The organism is Bacteroides sp. AF39-11AC (assembly GCF_003474285.1).
Classification (GTDB): Bacteria; Bacteroidota; Bacteroidia; order Bacteroidales; family Bacteroidaceae; genus Bacteroides.
The window spans coordinates 58,288-74,843 of the sequence record NZ_QROH01000015.1 but is presented as its reverse complement, the minus strand read 5'-3'; the positions used below and the strand labels follow the sequence as shown (position 1 = coordinate 74,843).

Annotated in this window: 25 protein-coding genes and 2 pseudogenes; 11 read left to right on the top strand and 16 right to left on the bottom strand. The window is 42.5% G+C overall.

Features of this window, described 5'->3' with window-relative positions:
• Positions 1-138 precede the first annotated feature (138 nt).
• Positions 139-339 (top strand): hypothetical protein, encoded by a 201-nt coding sequence (locus DW036_RS25860; RefSeq protein ID WP_008782408.1) that lies wholly within the window; start codon positions 139-141, stop codon positions 337-339.
• A gap of 212 nt (positions 340-551) precedes the next feature.
• On the opposite strand, the gene DW036_RS24715 is transcribed toward DW036_RS25860, so the two are convergent.
• Genes DW036_RS24715 through DW036_RS24695 form a run of 5 tightly spaced genes read right to left on the bottom strand, consistent with a single transcriptional unit; the run spans position 552 to position 2,798 of the window.
• Positions 552-860 (bottom strand): hypothetical protein, encoded by a 309-nt coding sequence (locus DW036_RS24715; RefSeq protein ID WP_224263218.1) that lies wholly within the window; start codon positions 858-860, stop codon positions 552-554.
• Between the two features lie 44 nt (positions 861-904).
• Positions 905-1,228, bottom strand: a complete 324-nt coding sequence (locus tag DW036_RS24710) for a hypothetical protein (RefSeq protein ID WP_005868762.1) — start codon at positions 1,226-1,228, stop codon at positions 905-907.
• Positions 1,229-1,257: 29 nt separating this feature from the next.
• The gene (locus DW036_RS24705) at positions 1,258-1,965 is read right to left on the bottom strand and encodes an N-6 DNA methylase (RefSeq protein WP_233560541.1); all 708 of its coding nucleotides are present in this window, start codon (positions 1,963-1,965) and stop codon (positions 1,258-1,260) included.
• 33 nt (positions 1,966-1,998) lie between these two features.
• Positions 1,999-2,262 carry a hypothetical protein gene (locus tag DW036_RS24700; RefSeq protein ID WP_005868765.1) on the bottom strand — a complete coding sequence of 88 codons (264 nt, stop codon included), beginning with the start codon at positions 2,260-2,262 and terminating at the stop codon, positions 1,999-2,001.
• A 56-nt stretch (positions 2,263-2,318) separates the two neighbouring features.
• Positions 2,319-2,798, bottom strand: a complete 480-nt coding sequence (locus tag DW036_RS24695) for an LPD28 domain-containing protein (RefSeq protein ID WP_005868767.1) — start codon at positions 2,796-2,798, stop codon at positions 2,319-2,321.
• 409 nt (positions 2,799-3,207) lie between these two features.
• Between DW036_RS24695 and DW036_RS26290 the strand changes: the two genes are divergently transcribed.
• The 4 genes from DW036_RS26290 (at position 3,208) to DW036_RS24670 (ending at position 4,624) form a co-directional block, all read left to right on the top strand.
• Positions 3,208-3,408, top strand: a complete 201-nt coding sequence (locus DW036_RS26290; protein ID WP_118466585.1) for a hypothetical protein — start codon at positions 3,208-3,210, stop codon at positions 3,406-3,408.
• Positions 3,409-3,605: 197 nt separating this feature from the next.
• A complete protein-coding gene (locus tag DW036_RS24680) occupies positions 3,606-3,860 on the top strand; it encodes a hypothetical protein (RefSeq protein ID WP_005868768.1) in 255 nt (84 codons plus the stop codon).
• A gap of 45 nt (positions 3,861-3,905) precedes the next feature.
• Complete coding sequence (locus DW036_RS24675; protein WP_005868769.1) at positions 3,906-4,232, top strand: hypothetical protein; 327 nt, start codon at positions 3,906-3,908, stop codon at positions 4,230-4,232.
• Between the two features lie 14 nt (positions 4,233-4,246).
• On the top strand, positions 4,247-4,624 hold the full coding sequence (locus DW036_RS24670; protein WP_005868770.1) for a hypothetical protein: 378 nt from the start codon (positions 4,247-4,249) through the stop codon (positions 4,622-4,624).
• Between the two features lie 61 nt (positions 4,625-4,685).
• On the opposite strand, the gene DW036_RS24665 is transcribed toward DW036_RS24670, so the two are convergent.
• From DW036_RS24665 to DW036_RS24645, 5 genes are all read right to left on the bottom strand, one after another.
• Complete coding sequence (locus DW036_RS24665; protein ID WP_005868772.1) at positions 4,686-4,958, bottom strand: hypothetical protein; 273 nt, start codon at positions 4,956-4,958, stop codon at positions 4,686-4,688.
• 12 nt (positions 4,959-4,970) lie between these two features.
• Complete coding sequence (locus DW036_RS24660) at positions 4,971-5,255, bottom strand: HU family DNA-binding protein (RefSeq protein ID WP_005868774.1); 285 nt, start codon at positions 5,253-5,255, stop codon at positions 4,971-4,973.
• 99 nt (positions 5,256-5,354) lie between these two features.
• Complete coding sequence (locus DW036_RS24655) at positions 5,355-5,753, bottom strand: hypothetical protein (RefSeq protein WP_005868776.1); 399 nt, start codon at positions 5,751-5,753, stop codon at positions 5,355-5,357.
• A gap of 49 nt (positions 5,754-5,802) precedes the next feature.
• The gene (locus DW036_RS24650; RefSeq protein ID WP_005868777.1) at positions 5,803-6,123 is read right to left on the bottom strand and encodes a type II toxin-antitoxin system PemK/MazF family toxin; all 321 of its coding nucleotides are present in this window, start codon (positions 6,121-6,123) and stop codon (positions 5,803-5,805) included.
• Complete coding sequence (locus DW036_RS24645) at positions 6,117-6,365, bottom strand: AbrB/MazE/SpoVT family DNA-binding domain-containing protein (RefSeq protein ID WP_005868778.1); 249 nt, start codon at positions 6,363-6,365, stop codon at positions 6,117-6,119. The genes DW036_RS24650 and DW036_RS24645 overlap by 7 nt, the downstream gene beginning before the upstream one ends.
• A gap of 433 nt (positions 6,366-6,798) precedes the next feature.
• On the opposite strand from DW036_RS24645, the pseudogene DW036_RS24640 reads away from it, so the two are divergent.
• The 3 genes and pseudogenes from DW036_RS24640 to DW036_RS24625 all read left to right on the top strand — a co-directional run bounded on the left by DW036_RS24640 (position 6,799) and on the right by DW036_RS24625 (position 8,635).
• Positions 6,799-7,651 (top strand): annotated as a pseudogene (locus DW036_RS24640) (virulence RhuM family protein).
• Positions 7,652-7,667: 16 nt separating this feature from the next.
• Complete coding sequence (locus DW036_RS24630; RefSeq protein WP_005868780.1) at positions 7,668-7,997, top strand: hypothetical protein; 330 nt, start codon at positions 7,668-7,670, stop codon at positions 7,995-7,997.
• A gap of 41 nt (positions 7,998-8,038) precedes the next feature.
• Positions 8,039-8,635 (top strand): recombinase family protein, encoded by a 597-nt coding sequence (locus DW036_RS24625; protein ID WP_005868781.1) that lies wholly within the window; start codon positions 8,039-8,041, stop codon positions 8,633-8,635.
• 112 nt (positions 8,636-8,747) lie between these two features.
• Here DW036_RS24625 and DW036_RS24620 read toward each other — a convergent pair whose 3' ends face one another.
• The 5 genes from DW036_RS24620 to DW036_RS24595 all read right to left on the bottom strand — a co-directional run bounded on the left by DW036_RS24620 (position 8,748) and on the right by DW036_RS24595 (position 13,175).
• Entirely contained in the window at positions 8,748-9,146 is a 399-nt protein-coding gene (locus DW036_RS24620; protein WP_005868782.1) for a hypothetical protein, read from the bottom strand.
• 348 nt (positions 9,147-9,494) lie between these two features.
• A complete protein-coding gene (locus DW036_RS24615; protein WP_005868783.1) occupies positions 9,495-9,905 on the bottom strand; it encodes a hypothetical protein in 411 nt (136 codons plus the stop codon).
• Positions 9,906-10,081: 176 nt separating this feature from the next.
• Entirely contained in the window at positions 10,082-10,708 is a 627-nt protein-coding gene (locus tag DW036_RS24605; protein WP_005868785.1) for a RadC family protein, read from the bottom strand.
• Positions 10,709-11,589: 881 nt separating this feature from the next.
• The gene (locus DW036_RS24600; RefSeq protein ID WP_005868786.1) at positions 11,590-12,798 is read right to left on the bottom strand and encodes a hypothetical protein; all 1,209 of its coding nucleotides are present in this window, start codon (positions 12,796-12,798) and stop codon (positions 11,590-11,592) included.
• Between the two features lie 203 nt (positions 12,799-13,001).
• Positions 13,002-13,175: a hypothetical protein gene (locus tag DW036_RS24595; RefSeq protein WP_224201638.1), complete on the bottom strand. Its 174-nt coding sequence runs from the start codon at positions 13,173-13,175 to the stop codon at positions 13,002-13,004.
• Between DW036_RS24595 and DW036_RS24590 the strand changes: the two are divergent.
• The 3 genes and pseudogenes from DW036_RS24590 to DW036_RS24575 form a co-directional block, all read left to right on the top strand.
• Positions 13,157-14,416, top strand: a pseudogene (locus tag DW036_RS24590) (IS1380 family transposase); the annotation flags it as partial. The gene DW036_RS24595 and the pseudogene DW036_RS24590 overlap by 19 nt on opposite strands.
• A 114-nt stretch (positions 14,417-14,530) precedes the next feature.
• Positions 14,531-14,923, top strand: coding sequence for a MobC family plasmid mobilization relaxosome protein (locus DW036_RS24580; RefSeq protein WP_005868789.1), 393 nt, complete (start codon positions 14,531-14,533; stop codon positions 14,921-14,923).
• A complete protein-coding gene (locus DW036_RS24575; RefSeq protein WP_005868790.1) occupies positions 14,920-15,867 on the top strand; it encodes a relaxase/mobilization nuclease domain-containing protein in 948 nt (315 codons plus the stop codon). The genes DW036_RS24580 and DW036_RS24575 overlap by 4 nt, the downstream gene beginning before the upstream one ends.
• A gap of 21 nt (positions 15,868-15,888) precedes the next feature.
• Here the strand turns inward: DW036_RS24575 and DW036_RS24570 are convergent, their stop codons facing one another.
• Positions 15,889-16,548, bottom strand: a complete 660-nt coding sequence (locus DW036_RS24570; protein WP_004329304.1) for an AraC family transcriptional regulator — start codon at positions 16,546-16,548, stop codon at positions 15,889-15,891.
• Positions 16,549-16,556: the final 8 nt, after the last annotated feature.

The window sequence follows — 16,556 nt, the reverse complement described above, 5'->3', positions numbered from 1 at the left end:
CTCTTTCGTATCCATCCACCGAAATAAATTTGCCGTTCAAAAACAAAGGATCTCAGATGGAGCTATGAAAAAAGCACATTAGGGGAGGCAGAAAACAAGGAAAAGGGCAGTACGGAAAGTAAAACAAGCCATACGGTTTTGCAAGCAAAACCATACTCCTATCTCCCTGCCACAAGTGACAGGGGGGAACGGGTTAGCAACGGACTGCCGGGACAAACGGTAAAAGGAAGGGACTGCAATACGGAAGAAGGAGGTTGTTTCGGCAATGCCGAAGCTCCGGATGATGACCATTGCAATCCCGCCCACGTTTGGAACTTCTCTTTTCCGGTTTACCCATAATCAGCCGCATAGCGGATGATTACGGGTAAACCGGGAATGAGAACAGTCATTCCGATGAAGGGGAGGGTGGGAAAGAATACTGCGTGAACGCAAATTAATGGGATTACCAGTAACTCCAAGCGTTTTTTGCTACTTTTTTGGGGTGCTTGCCAAAAAGTAGCGGACAGCAAAATACCCTCCCTTCCCTAATCCAAAAGAAGGGAGAATGTGCTTCATTGAAGGTATATAGGTTCCGTTCCCTGATTATAACAATACATAGTGTTATTTCTGAAACCATCAAAGCATATATGAAAATCATCGAAATCCTGTTCCGTGGCCAAACGAACCTTATCACTCAACAAAACCATGCATTGTTTATTGACAGATGTAGCCAAAGAGGTAGTACGTCCCGGCTTTATCTCCAATGCCACCACATAAGAAGTCCTTCGTGGATAGATATACCCAATAATTTCCTCATTGAGTACAACCAAACGAATAACATCTTCATTCAAAACGGGAATATTATTAATTTTGCCCATCATTGTTATAATATAAATCAGTTTATAATCATTAAAATACAATATCATTACAAATGATACCTATAATTTTTATAGGTAAACTTTTCCACCGAGACCACCTCATAAAGATAGTCTTCATGGCAAGAAGCCATTATACAGTTCTCACATTCAAGAATAGGATTTATAACTACACGGAATTTAATAGTGCCGTCCACCAGAACAAACTCCACCCGATTAAAGAACCCTTGTAGAGAATGCCCTTCCTTATCCATCAGACGCACTACTTCACCTGTAAAAACAGCCAATTCCTTAGCCTGCCATTTCGCTTTACGCAAACAACTGTTCGCCGCTTTGACGTTCTCATTCACCTCTTTTGTTCTTATTGCTTTCATACCAAAATCCTTTTTACATATTTATCTTGTCAAAAATCAAAAGTCAGCTGCGTAGCCCTTGCGTTGCTCTGAATCGACCTCTTCAATTCAGAATTATCCTCCATTGCATTTTCAAGTTTCCTAATAAAAGAAGTGTCACCTGCTTCCGTTATCTTTAAAATAGGCAACCATACTCCGGCTATCAGCTGTAAATCTATATGATAACTTCTCCAATGCTGCATTGTCAATGTATTCATCCATGCGACTTCACCGGGTACGCTATTCATCATCAGATTGACAACGGTCATCTTTACACAAATCAAATCTATATCCGAGCCATAACAAAAAAGCCTTCCTCCATCATTCTCTTCCGCACATTTTTTTACAGCGGAAAGTAGCATCCTGCCGGAACCACAGCACGAATCACAGACCGACTGTTTAGGTTTCAGCCTATTTCCCCCCATACATGCCATCAAATCAGCAACGTGTATCGGGGTAAAGAACTGTTCGTTATTCCCATGACTGACACACTCCATGAACATATCTCCCAAGACATCGCAAAATCCTTCCGAATATTCAGACACCCTATAAAACATTTGAACAAAAAGTTCCATTTCATATGGCTTATATCTTTTTTCCACTCTACGATAATCCTCCGCCAACATCCCGACAGACAAATAGTAAAGACAAACATCCAAAAAATCCCGAAAGGCTTCTTCATATCCCCGACTGAAAGCAAGCTTTTCATAAAGTTTCATTATCTCCTTTGGTATCATACTTTTCTGACTTCATTATTCACAACATTCTATATTCCTTGTGCCATAGATTTTATCAAAAGCCGCTTTTATCTCCGAGCGATATTTACAGTCCTTCTCAAAACAAAGTTGTTTTGTCCAAAAATCGAAATCAAAACCATCGGTATTATCAATCGTTACAGAAACATAATCAGTCATACCACTCTGACATACAACCGTATGCCGATTTACACAAAAGTGGTCATTTAAAGCAGTTTCTTTTCGGGTAATGCGTTCTACCATCTTATCTATCCACTTCATACTTATAATATTTTATGTAATTGCCCCATTCCAAGAGGCAGTTACGGTTATACTCATTAAAAATCGTTCTCGTTCAAAAACAGCACATCGCCTTTCATCACCATCCAATTAATCTCACTCAGATGATAGCCACAATGCCCACTCAAAAAAATCTCAATCTCTTCAGTGGTCTGCAATCTCCTGTCTGGGCTTATCACCGCAACATTACCGGAATTACAATCCAATACAGCCAGTTTCTCATAAGCCCACTCACCAAACTGGCAGAACTCGATAAAATTGGTATAGGTTATCCGTATGCTATTGTTTGCATCAAATTCAAGGGGTGACTTTGTAATGAATGAACCTGCATGATTCACCACCACAGAGGGGCTAATCTCTGCCAATGAAGATAAGCTGTCATCCCATCTAATCTCATAAAGGAAAAATCCTTTTGGCAATGAATTGCGGTCTATACGATAACTGGAAAAAAGACCGTCTATCGTTTCATTAATAACTAACTGTTCATAATCTCCTTCTAAATAGTGTACTCGTGACATAACTCGTTGTTTTTTGGGATTGTTAAACTTCTAATTTTATGCTTCAGCTAGATTTAAAGACCTTTTTTTAAAACCCCTTTCCGGGATGGCCTTTTCTTTCTGCCGACTTTTTTTTGAGCTTTCATGCCCCATCTGAGTTTATGAGCCTTTTTTTTACGGCACACAACAATAAGGAAGGAGGGATTAAGAAAAGTTTTGGACGACAAAAAATGTTGGGGACAGCGAAGCCGTCCGGCGTTATTTTTTTCGGGACAAAGGGCGAAGACCGGAACTCTTTCGTATCCATCCACCGAAATAAATTTGCCGTTCAAAAACAAAGGGTCTCAGATGGGGCTATGAAAAACGCACATTAAGGGAGGCAGAAAACTAGGAAAAGGGCAGTACGGAAAGTAAAACAAGCCATACGGTTTTGCCTGCAAAACCGTATTCCTATCTCCCTGCCACAAGTGGCAGGGGGGAACGGGTTAGCAACGGACTGCCGGGACAAACGGTAAAAGGACGGGGCTGCAATACGGAAGAAGGAGGTTGTTTCGGCAATGCCGAAGCTCCGGATGATGACCATTGCAATCCCGCCCGCGTTTGGAACTTCTCTTTTCTGGTTTGCCCATAATCAGCCGCATAGCGGATGACTACGGGTAAAGCGGAAATGAGAACAGTCATTCCGATGAAGGGGAGGGTGGGAAAGAATACTGCGTGAACGCAAAAACACAGTATGTCATCTTAAAACAATATCTTTAAAAAGTTTTTCAGAAGAAATGCTTACCAATATCCTAATAATTATTACTTTTGATAACATAATACAACGATATGGAAAAGAAAAAGATTACAATAGAGGTAGAACCAGCTACAGCCGTAGCTACCGTCGGTTTATTGCGTGGGATATTTCCCAGTATCATCGAACAACTGGAAAGGCAAGCCGCAACAAACGGCAGCCCCTTAAAATTCAATAAAGTAGAAAATATGCAAGAAGTATTGGATGAGATTTATGAAAAGTGCATTGCCGAAACGAACCTCCGGGAGTTTGCCCAGGCGCACTTAAATAGTGACGGATTACCTAACTGATACAGAAATACGGAATCTGCCAGCCATCCTTATTCCAAATAACAAATGGTACAGAATTACACACCTGTCATGTGGGATGACAAAGCATTTGCCTTTGTCCCCTACGAAGCATTCAGTGATTTGCCACATTATCCCAAAGAAAAATGTGAGCAAATTTGCAAAGAGCTGAACAGCCTTATAAGACTATGTACTTATAGGCCGAAAAAGGAAGATATTTATTTTCATCCGGTAAGTTATGTACGTCGTTCCGGAGGTTTCATAGTTACGGATAATCAGGCATCCTTTGAGAAATGCCCCTATCCTGCTTGCGCAGACCGTCATAGCTGCCAAAAAATATGTGATTTGATGAACCGTATCATTGAAGAGTCTTAATTATATAAAATACCATGGAACATCCAAACTCCAAATGCAGAATAGCACAAGCTGAATATTTAAGTCGGCTACCTGAAGAAGAACGGGAAAATAAGGCCAGAGATATTAGAATCGGAAACGCCAGCTATATTTACCACCAACAAGCGGTTCCAATCCAAGAAAACAGATTGATAATGTATTATAAAGAGTGGTTGGAAGGTCTTCCTCCCAACATTTCACGCCATATGAGAATGCTTGGATTTGAAGCATGTAAGACAATGATTCCGTTTACGAGATATGTGAACGAAAGAAACGATATTGGTATGCGTGACTGGATGCAAGAGCATCTTTCACCGAGTGACTTCAACTATTGGCAGGAACTTTCGAAAAAAGCAGGTTCGCCAACATTTTAATCCCATCCCGTTCAATACGCTGCCTGAAGAATAAAAGGTGCGTATTAAACGAGAATATTTTTTAGCGTTTAGTCATCTCTTCCCGCACCAGTTCCGTTTCTGTCGGGGAGAGTTTCGGCAATTTGACAGTTGCCGGACTTTCTAACTGGTAAGCCTTCACCTCATTGATAAGCAGCTGCCAGTCAAAAAGAAATTCTTCGGAACAACCATGTTTACGATAAATTTCTTTTGCTGCTTCCAAAATCTCAGGAGCGCAAAAATCGTCTCCCTGAAAGACAACTGCCGGACGATCATTATTGATACAGTCTCTCAATAATCGTAACTGATCTTTCATTGTGTTTACCTATTATGCGTTCTGTTGTTTTACCATTTTCAAAAATTCGTCAGACGGTTTAAATGCCGGTATGTTATGAGCCGGAATAATCATAGTAGTATTCTTAGAGATATTCCGAGCTGTCTTTTGCGCTCTCTTCTTCACTATGAAACTACCGAATCCACGAAGATAGACATTTTCCTCCTTACCCAACGAAGTCTTTACCTCGTTCATGAATCCTTCCAAAACAGCAAGCACCGCTTTGCCGTCGATGCCGGTTCTGGCAGATATTTCCTTTACGATTTCCGATTTAGTCATTTCTTTATAATTTGAAAATTAGCGTGCAAAGATAATTAATCCAATGGATTATTTAAAGTCTGGCATCCGCAGCAAGCCCTGCCTTCGCCCAATGAAGTGTTAAATTGTTGCGTATGGGTCAAGTTCCTTAATCCGCTTACACAAATAATCAAAGCGTTTCTTGGTAAGCGGTGTGAGTGTATCGAGGTTCTTGCCATCGAAATTCTCTCCGAAAATAAGGTCGTCCACTCCTATGCCGTGATTGTAATTCTCGCGCACGCAATCACGCAGAATCCAAAGGTTATGCAGGTTCACCCAGTCGGCTGTAATGTTTCTGATTTTACTGAACAGCAGCGCAGCAGTGTAAAGGTAGTGTCCGCAATGGTTGTAGTCATGCAACACCAGCTTGCCCTGGTAATAGATGTCGAAATCCTTGTTTTCTTCATCTTCCTTTGTATCGCAGTAGAAGAATGGAATGTCTTTCAGACCGTCCCAATTAATATAAGTAGTTGGCTTCATAATATCTTTTTTGAATACGCTACATAACCTGTTATTTGCACACTTTCCATTATTCACAGAACATTTGATGAAACACTTCCTTCAGTCTTTTTATCTCACTGAAATTCAAATCTCCAATCTTTCTTTTCAGCCGGCTTTTGTCCACCGTGCGAATCTGATCCGTGGCTATCTCCCCATCACGCCCGGCTACAGAACACAGAACCCGGTAAGGATAGTTCCTTATGGTGGAGGTTATCGGAGCAATGACTACTATTGTAAGGTACATATTCAAATCTGAAGGAGTTACAACAACACATGGCCGTGTCTTTGCCATTTCACCCCCACGGGTAGGGTCTAACTCTACCCAATACACTCCATACTGTTCTACCATGTCCAATCCTCAAACTTTTCATCCTCAAACACATCAGGGATAAGCAACTCATCATCCCCATTCTCATGGGCACGTTTGGCAGCTTCCGCCCATCCCTGCCGTGGTTGTGCCTTTATCACAATATTGTTCCCGTCCAAAGAAATGCTCACAGCCGATTTCAAGGACAAACGCAACTGTTTCAATATCTCGGAAGGAAGTATTATCCCCTTGCTGTTTCCAATCTGAATAATGTTTGTTACCATAATGTTATAACTTTAAAATTGATTATCACAACACAAATATAGACAAAGTTATAACAATACCAAAAGAAAAGCCAACTTTTTTCCATTTTCACCGATAACCCGGCCAACGGCTGCACTCGTCGGGAGGCTAGTGCCCCCCTTGCCGTGCGGCGCTCCCCGACCTATGATTCTTATCATGTCTTGTGTCCTTTTCTCCGCTTCTAACAAACAAATCTGCATAAAATATAGATTTGCGTTTCCATTTGAATTTTAGTTATTTGATACCCTAACTATGAATAGCAAACAGATAACTGATTTTTAAAACAGCAGAATGTTTCTGTTTTATTAAAATAAAAAGGGAACAAATTTTTAAGGTAATACTTACGGAAAAAACAGACTTTATAACGTTTCTTTTTCGTACATTTGCAACAATATAATAAAAGCGAAACATATAATGGAGAAGCAAGGAGAAATCATACTATACCAACCGGATGAAGCTGTAAGGTTGGAAGTACGTTTAGAAGATGAAACCGTTTGGCTCACACAAGCGCAGATAGCAGAACTTTTTCAACGTGACAGAACCGTTATTACCAAACATATAAATAATGTTTTTAAGGAAAAGGAATTGGAAGAGAAAAGCAATGTGCATTTTTTGCACATTGCTAATTCCGATAAGCCTGTCAAGTTCTTTAGTCTAGACGTAATAATTTCAGTTGGATACAGAGTTAAAAGCGTAAGAGGTACGCAATTCAGGCAATGGGCAAATAAAATTTTAAAAGAATATTTATTGAAAGGTTATTCTATAAACCAACGGCTCAATGACATGGAATATAGAATGAACAATAGATTCTTCCAAATAGAGAAAACCATTGCTGAACATGATGCAAAGATAGACTTCTTTGTACGCACCTCATTGCCTCCGGTGGAAGGTATATTCTTTGACGGTCAGATATTCGATGCGTATAAGTTTGCTACAGATTTAATAAAGTCTGCCAAATGCTCACTTGTGCTTATCGACAACTATGTAGATGAATCCGTGTTACTCATGTTGAGCAAACGAAACAGTGGAGTATCAGCTACTATTTATACACAAAATAAACGCACAGCTCCAACTTGATTTAAACAAACACAATGACCAATATCCTCCCATTGAAGCTAGAACCTACAAAAGTAGTCATGACCGCTTCTTAATCATTGATAATACGGAAGTATATCATATTGGGGCATCGCTAAAGGATTTGGGCAAGAAAATGTTTGCTTTCTCCAAACTGGAACTTCCTGCCCATACGATAATTGATGTATTATGAAATAAGCTAATCACCCATGCGAGAAGCGGAAGAGAATATAAAATTCAAGATGGAAATTGACGTATTGGTTCCCATTCCACGTACTGTCACCCGTGATTTCACCAGTTTGAAGCACCTGCGTCAATGGCAGAAACGGAATGACATCGATGGTTCTCTTTACTGTTTTGCACACCGGGAATACCTGCTCAACGAAAAGGGAGAATGGGAACAATTTACCGTTATCGGCAAACAGGTAGTGACTATCGGAGAACTGGAAAGGCTTCTTTTGGCAATGAAGCAAAAGGGGTTCAACCAATACAGCCGTGAGGAATATGAAGAATTAATGTCTTCATATTTGAAAAAGTGAAGAATTAAAACCTTCATTACACATTTAAATACGAAAACAGGATGAAAATAGGATATGCCCGTGTTTCCACCAAGGAACAACATCTGGATATGCAACTGGAAGCGTTGAAGGCTGCCGGATGCGAGAAAATCTTCTCTGAGAAAATGACCGGACGTCAACAAAACCGCCCGGAACTGGATGCCTGCCTGAGCTTTCTCCGGGAAGGCGACACACTTGTCGTATATAAGCTGGACCGGCTTGGCCGTTCGCTGAAGAATATCCTTACGCTATTGGAAGATTTCAAGAATAGGGGCATCCAATTCACCTCACTGCAAGACAACATCAGTACGGAAGGCGCAATCGGCCAACTGATGAACAACATTCTCGGTGCTTTCGCTCAGTTTGAAAGAGACCTTATCTATGAGAGAACCCAAGAAGGCAGAAGAATCGCCAAGGAAAAAGGTGTCAAATTCGGCAGAAAGACACTTATCAACAAAAACAACATCGCCAAGCAGAAAAGCTGCATCCAACTCTATGAATCCGGAACGCCGGTAAGGGAGATACAGAAAATATTAAACATAGGCAGTAGCGGAACAGTATATCGCCTATTAAGAAGGAATGGAATTGCGCTGAAATCCGAGAACAAAAATAACAAATAACGAATAAACCTCTGCCCATCCTTCAAAGATGATTCTCAAAGATCGTCTGCAATTCCACCTCTCAGCAAGATTATAGGAAAGTCCCCTTCACGGGGACTGATTTTTTTTAATTTTAATACAATAACTCCATGCACTCCTGTACCGCTTTTTCCAATGCTTCTTCCAAACAACAAAAAGCGTCCGCATTACTTTCGGAGTCATACAACACATAATCTCCAGCCCTCACAACCACATGCCAGACCGCCACGTTTTGTTCTGTTTGAAACGTATATTCACGAGTCTGTATCATCCATTGGATACATGCTGCCAGTGTCGGGCACTCGCACATATACATCGGGGTATTCCTTCCCTCAATATCGGTGCGTAGCCTATCCTGTTTGTCATACCAATACTCACAAGGCACGTAATAGTATAATTCCTTCATCATAAGAGCTGTGTCGCTATTAACCAATCTCTCTTTGTTGATTTGTGTAATCAAATTTTCCATATTAGCATTATTTAAGTTGAACATCTGATTTATTCTTCAGCTAGATTCAAGACCTTTTCATTTTTTGTATCGGGAAGGTCTTTGGTCAGCCGACCTTTTTTTTGATGTCATTCCCCATCTGAGTTCTGAGCCTTTTTTCGGCATATCAAGGTCTGGATTGCAAGCAATAAGCCAAGTTTCACTTATGGAAAATGTCGGGAAGACACTTCTTCATCGTTATTTTCCATACAGTAAAGGCGCATGGCCGTAACTTGCCATTTGCGGAATCCCGAAACCTTTGCCGAGCAAAAAGCCGGACTCGGATCGGAGGAAAGAAGCCGGGGGAGGCAGCCCACAGAAAGGGCAATCCGATACAATCAAGAAATTAACCTGCTATACCCTTGTGCGAGTGAAATAATCCATCATAGACACTACATACCTAAGTAGTGGTATCAATACACCGATCACATATATCATAGCGTAGCCCAAAAGGACAAAAGGTAATGTTTTACGATAAAGACATGCAACAGCGAGCAATATAAACGAAAAAGAAAAGCCATAAACCCCATATTGAAAACCGGGTATCAACTCATAAACAGGTACGGGTTCCGGATGAAGCATGGCTCCGGCCACAATAGAATAAAGGCTGGTCAATAATATAAGCAGCGTATATAAGCAACTCTTAAGAATCCTGGGATCATTCCTTTTACAATAGAGAATCGTTCGGATATCACTTCTAAGAAACTCAATGCCCAGTAAGAGAGCCACCATAACGCCTGTATCAAAAGTAGAAAATACATTCATTCCGATCACCTTTGGCGCGAAGATATGTATTTATTCTGAAAAGCCACGTCTTTGCGTATTTTACGATGTCGCATCCGATAGTCCGGGAAGCATTTTTTTGGTTCTTTTTTGGGGTGACTGCCAAAAAAGAACCCCGAAGCCGAAATCCCGGGCAGACGGGATTTCTCCCGTCCACCTTACCTATTTTGCAATCTTCCCTCGTCCGCATAGCTATAATAGTTATTGCCTGCCACAATCACATGGTCAACCAAACGGATGTCTAATGTTTCAGCGGCTTTTTTAACTGCTTCCGTCAAGCGGTCATCCGCACTGCTGGGCTTGCGTGCTCCTGATGGGTGGTTATGTACCATGATAAAAGATACGGCGTTATAATACAATGCCTGCTTCATGATAACCCGTATATCCACAGGGGCGGTATTTATCCCGCCGCATGAGATACGGACTTTACGGATGAGTTTGGACGAACTGTTCAGCAACAGCACCCACATCTCTTCAGTAGCTATATCGCACAAAACAGGATGCATCATTTTATAAACATTATTGCTGGATAAAAGCGCAGGACTTTCAACTTGCCCTTCTTTCAGCCGTTTATATAGCTCAATCGCCGCATAAGCGACTTTTTTACGGCTGGGTGTTAGTGTTTCCAGTACATCAGACAAGCACAATCCTTCTATTTCCATCTGTTCATACTTATATTCTTCACGTTTCAGTTTCTCACTGTTCGTCAAGGTATAAATCAACTCGCTGTTTTCCATCACCCGATAAACGTCATTCACTTCAAATACGGTTCTCTTCGTTTTCATACTGCCAAAAATTAAAAGATTAATACTCGCAAACATCGCTTGTCGCCCCAACCATAAATTTTTCCTCAACTGATTGGGAACAGTGCATTGAAGAGAAAGCGGGAAAGACGGATCAGAACGGGATTGAACTGGTAAATACTACCTCCCGGAATGGGAGGATGGAGATTTGGCTTTTCAATATCGGGCGTTCCGGCCACGCCTACCTTCGCAATGTTCCTATCAGTTCAGGAAAAAATCATCATACCTCTCTTCCGGCATAGCCGGAGCGTAGAGCGTTAGGGATAGCAGGGAAAAGCCTGGAGGGTAACGAGGACTTGCAACGAATAGCCCGGTCAGAAGGGAACGCCCTGAAAAACTAATTCGGATACAGAAGATGAACAGAACCGCCTTCCAATCATATAAAAAAACGTGAAAATCAACACATACTTCCGAAAAATCTTTTTCCGAAAGTACGTATAGGGCATGTGAAGGGAAAATTTATTTTCCCAGTCATTTCTATGTTATCGCTTTGGGGATATTTAAAGGGGTTAGGAGTTTAGGTCTTTATTATGTATTTTGGTGGATGGTTTTACACAGCCGATACCTTTTATTTAAAAATTTCTCTCTTTTATTTCACTGATATACCGACATATAAAAAAAACAGGGATTACCTATTCCCTTCATTAACGGGTGGACGGTTTTACACAGCTGACAAGTGAAACCGGACGCTTTTACACAACTAAAGCAAAAGGAGTGGACGGTTCTACACAACTAGAAGCAACAAACGGGACACTTCTACACAACTAAAACAGGCAAAGCGGATGACTCCACACATCTAATCACCCCAATAGGGACACTTCTACACAACTAATTCTATAAAAAACCGTGAAACGTGGACGGTTCTACACAGCTGGATCGTCCATGTTCACCGCCCCGTCCGTCTCCGGAGATATGAACTCTTCAGGAGCAGGAGCAACTTCCGTTCCATTGGCACTCTCCAACTCTTCCTGTGCCCATCCTTCCGGAAACCTGCCGAATACAGCCACGAAATCACTGATATATATCTGTTTTTTCTTTTCTACGCTTTCCGGGGAGTTTGCCCATAAAAGGAACTCTTTATACAGTCCGGCATCTTCCTCCACCTCTTTGATCTTCTTCCTCCTGACAGCCATATCCGTGTCCGGGTAGGCAATCTCGACATACAGCCCAAGCAGGTTCTTATAGAATTTCTTCACCACGACAGCATATTGTCCTTCATCAAAATAGTGCAGCGTATGCCTAGGAAACGAGAACAACACGGTATATGCCCATCTCTCATGATCGCCTTTCACAAAAGAGAAATTGAAATTGGTATATTTCAGGTAAGTATTCATCTTTTTCAGTATCGAGGCGACCTTCTTTTTCCGGTCTTTGGGTTCGGCAATCTCTATGCCGAGCTTTTTAGCCAGCTGATCGACTGTCAGCACATAAAAAGGAGCCTCATTCTTGGTGGTCTTATACTTGATCAGGTAAACCATCTTGGAAAGTTCCAGATAGAAATAGCGGTAACGGCTGGGCAGGCTACGGTAATCCTGAAGTTCCAAGAGGTTATAGAGCGAGAACATGAAATTCTTTATCTCCGGGCTTACCACTGCCGAGTACAGCCTTTTCGTTGACTTCTTCGTCTTGAAATCGGTCATTATGTCGAAACGTTTCAAGATCTGCACGAAATTATAGGATGTACGGCCATCCTCGCCAATGGTCGGATAGCAGAGGTTCTCCAATCCCAGTTTATAGAGAGCCGCCTCAAAAACCGTCTCGATAGGATGGCTGATTCTCTGTCCTGCCGTGTCGGTACATACATATTCCGGCTGCATATTCTTTCCGAACATGGCCGCGAGCTGCCGGCTATCCAGCTTGCGCTGCAAGTTGGTACGGTCATACCCCATCTTACGGCAGAAGTCTTCTACGGAGAACCAGGAAGTCCCGAACAAGTCTTTGAGGTGATAGCTGCCCAGGTATATGATCAGATCGAGCATGACATTTCCACCTGCCTCATACAACCGTTCAATCAGCACGGAATTATAGCTTTCCCCAAGCACCCTAGGGACACGAATCAGTTCTTTTGCCATGATAATACTTACAAAATCAATCCTTTCTCTGTTTTCATTGCCACAAAGATAGGCATACCGGCCAACATACGCGTCATAATTATCAATCAGTTTTAACGGTATGACCGGTATGGGAAAAGGAGAAGTACTTTCCTGAAGAATGCTTTATCCGCCCTTCATCAGAAAGAAAGCATCTTACACCTGTACCCCATAGACATCCTATATTACTTTTTCAGTTCTTCCGATAAAAAGGAACGGTCTATCAATACTTGCACCAATGGTTTCTCTTTGACAAACTCATCAAGCTCACGCTTTATCAATTTATTGCCCAACCCTATGCGTCGTCCAAATTCCTCGAAATCCTTCCGCCCTACCTGATGAGCAATTTGACTCCACATTGTCATCTGTAATCGACTCAACCCTCGGTCTAAGGTGTAGATCGTTAGGTTATCAGTACAGCGAAATCATCCGTTCTCTCATGAGTATCTACTTCTGTGGTGGCTCATGTATTGAGGATGTCACTACTCATTTGATGAACCATCTCTCGCTTCATCCGACACTTCATACTTGTAGTTCTGATACTATCCTCAGAGCGATAAAGGAACTGACGCAAGAAAACATCTCATACACATCAGATACGGGTAAGAACTACGATTTCAACACGGCTGACACTCTCAATACTTTACTGCTCAATTGTATGTTTGCATCTGACCAACTGAAAGAGGGTGAGAAGTATGATGCAAAGCCTACATACAAGAAGTTCTCTGGTTATCGCCCTGGCGTGGCGGTTATTGGTGACTTGATTGTTGGCATTGAGAATAGCGATGGTAACACAAAAGTTCCATTTCATGGCACGTTTTCTCGCCATGGCAGAGCTTAAGTAAACTTAGCTCTGCTCATCTGGCTTAACGAAAACCTTCGTTTTCATCAGAAGGACACGCTGAAGAGGTTCTTTGAGAGATTTGAACAGAACAGGCTCACTATCAATCGTTTCAGAGCTGATTGCGGATCATGTTCCGAGGAAATCGTGGAGGAAATAGAGAAACACTGCAAGTCCTTCTATATCCGCACTAACCGCTGCAGTTCGCTCTACAATGACATATTTGCTCTCAGAGGCTGGAAGACTGAGGAAATCAATGGCATTGAGTTTGAATTGAACTCTATCCTTGTTGAGAAGTGGAAGGGTAAAGCATACCGACTTGTGATTCAAAGACAGAAACGGATGGATGGTGTGCAGGATCTTTGGGAAGGAGAATACACATACCGTTGTATCCTGACTAACGACTATGAATCTTCCGTAAGAGAAATTGTCGAGTTCTATAACCTTCGTGGAGGAAAGGAACGTATCTTTGATGATATGAACAATGGTTTCGGGTGGGACAGATTGCCCAAATCCTTCATGGCCGAGAACACTGTGTTCCTTCTTCTTACAGCACTTATCCGTAACTTCTACAAGGCCATTATCCAAAGACTTGACGTAAAGAGGTTCGGACTCAATGCAACAAGTCGCATAAAAGCGTTTGTCTTCAGGTTTATCTCTGTACCAGCCAAGTGGATCAGGACATCAAGGCGGTATGTGCTGAATATCTATACCTGTAACAATGCTTACGCAGATATTTTTCAGACTGATTTTGGATAACGCCTACAACTTATGGGTATGATACTGCGTATTGTCTCAAGTCGCATTGTGGGGTAAGGGGATGTTGTAGGCAGAAGTGGGTGTTTCTGCCTCAATTTATCTGATAATTCAGTAATGAGAGGACGTGTACACGCAAGAAGGACGTTGAAGGGCTTAGTTGCGGATTTGAGGCAGGTAAGAAAATACAAAGAATTAACAGCAACCGAGAAACTGAAATACCGTATCGCAGTGAAAATGACGGCAGCCGACTACTTCCGCCTGCTGACACGATCGCATGAGGCGGGCGTATCACCAAGCGAGTACATGAGGGAATGTTTCCGTAACGGTCATGTGAAAGAACGGCTGTCGGAGGAACATGCCGGATACATCCGCCAACTCTGCGGCATGGCTAACAATCTCAACCAGCTTGCGCGTAAGGCAAACGCCGGAGGCTTCCACGATGAACGGTGGGACTGCAAGGTGGCAGTGGCAAGGATTCATGAACTTATAACCAAGATAGGGATATGATGGCGAAAATCGTAAAAGGAAGCGACTTCAAGGGTGCGGTGGATTACATCATCGACAAGAAGAAGGATACGCAGATAGTAGCAAGCGAAGGCTTGTTTATGGAAAATCTGGAAACTATCGCCATGAGTTTCAATGCCCAGTCACGGATGAACGATAAGGTGACAAAACCTGTCGGACATATCGCGTTGAGTTTTTCCAAAGAGGATGAGTTACGGCTGACGAACCGTATCATGGCAGGCATCGCGCTTGAATATATGGAACGGATGGGAATCAAGAATACGCAGTTCTTCATCGCCCAGCATTTCGACAAGGAGCATCCGCACGTGCATATTGCTTTCAACCGCATAGACAACAACGGCAATACCATATCGGACAGGCACGAGCGTCTGCGCAGTACCCGCATCTGCAAGGAATTGACCTTGAAATACGGCTTGCATATGGCTGGCGGAAAGGACAATGTCAAACGCAACCGCCTGAAAGAGCCAGACAGGACGAAATATGCGCTTTACGACATCATCAAAATGGAAGTCGGCAGATGCGGCAACTGGAACGTGCTTATCGCCAACCTGAAACGGCAGGGAGTGGAAGTACATTTCAAGCATAAGGGGCAGACCAGCGAGGTGCAGGGTGTTGTATTCTCCATGAATGGCTACCATTTCAACGGCTCCAAAGTGGACAGGCGTTTCAGTTATTCCAAGATTGACGCGGCTTTGCAGCACAACAGATGCAGGGAACGTATGGGAATAACAGCCGGAATATATGAAACGGCTACACCAAGCGCACCGTCCGGCACGGCACAAAGCGAGTTGTTCAACGGCTCTTGGGGATTGCTAAAAAGCAGTGGCTCATCTTATAACACTGCTGATGCGGAAGCCAATCAGGAAATGGTGGATATACTTCGCAGAAGGAAGAAAGTTAAGCGCAAGAGAGGTGTTGGGTTCTAATATTCTGTACTAATCCAATTCTCACGACACTTGCGCTCTATATTCATTCGGAGTGTAACCTACCTCTTTCTTGAACAGTCGGGTAAAATGTTGCGGGTACTGAAAACCGAGATTATAGGCGATTTCATTAACGGTGTCGTCTGTAGATGCAAGTTCCGTCTTGGCTATTTCAATAGACTTGTCATGAATGAAATGCAGGGCGGTTGAACCTGTTTCTTTTTTCAATAAATCACTGAAATAGTTGGGCGAGAGGCAGAGCTTGTCTGCACAATACTGTACAGTGGGCAAGCCTATCCGTTTAGCAGCCCCATCATGGAAGTATTCGTCAAGCAACCGCTCAAATCTTGCGAGGATGTCTCGGTTTTGGTTGTCGCGTGTGATGAACTGACGGTCATAGAAACGTGTGCAGTAATCAAGGAACGTCTTGATGCTGTCTGTGATGAGGTTCTTGCTGTGACGGTGTATCGGATGGTTCAATTCATATTGAATCTTGTGGAAGCAATCCATGATGATTTGCCGTTCTTCCACACTAAGGTGCAATGCCTCGTTTGTCTCGTAGGAAAAGAACGAATATTCACGCATTATCCGCCCGAGAGGTGTATTCCGCAGCAGGTCGGGATGGAACATAAGCAGGTAGCCATCTGGTTGGAACTGCATGCCGTCATCTTCCGCACCGAACACCTGTCCGG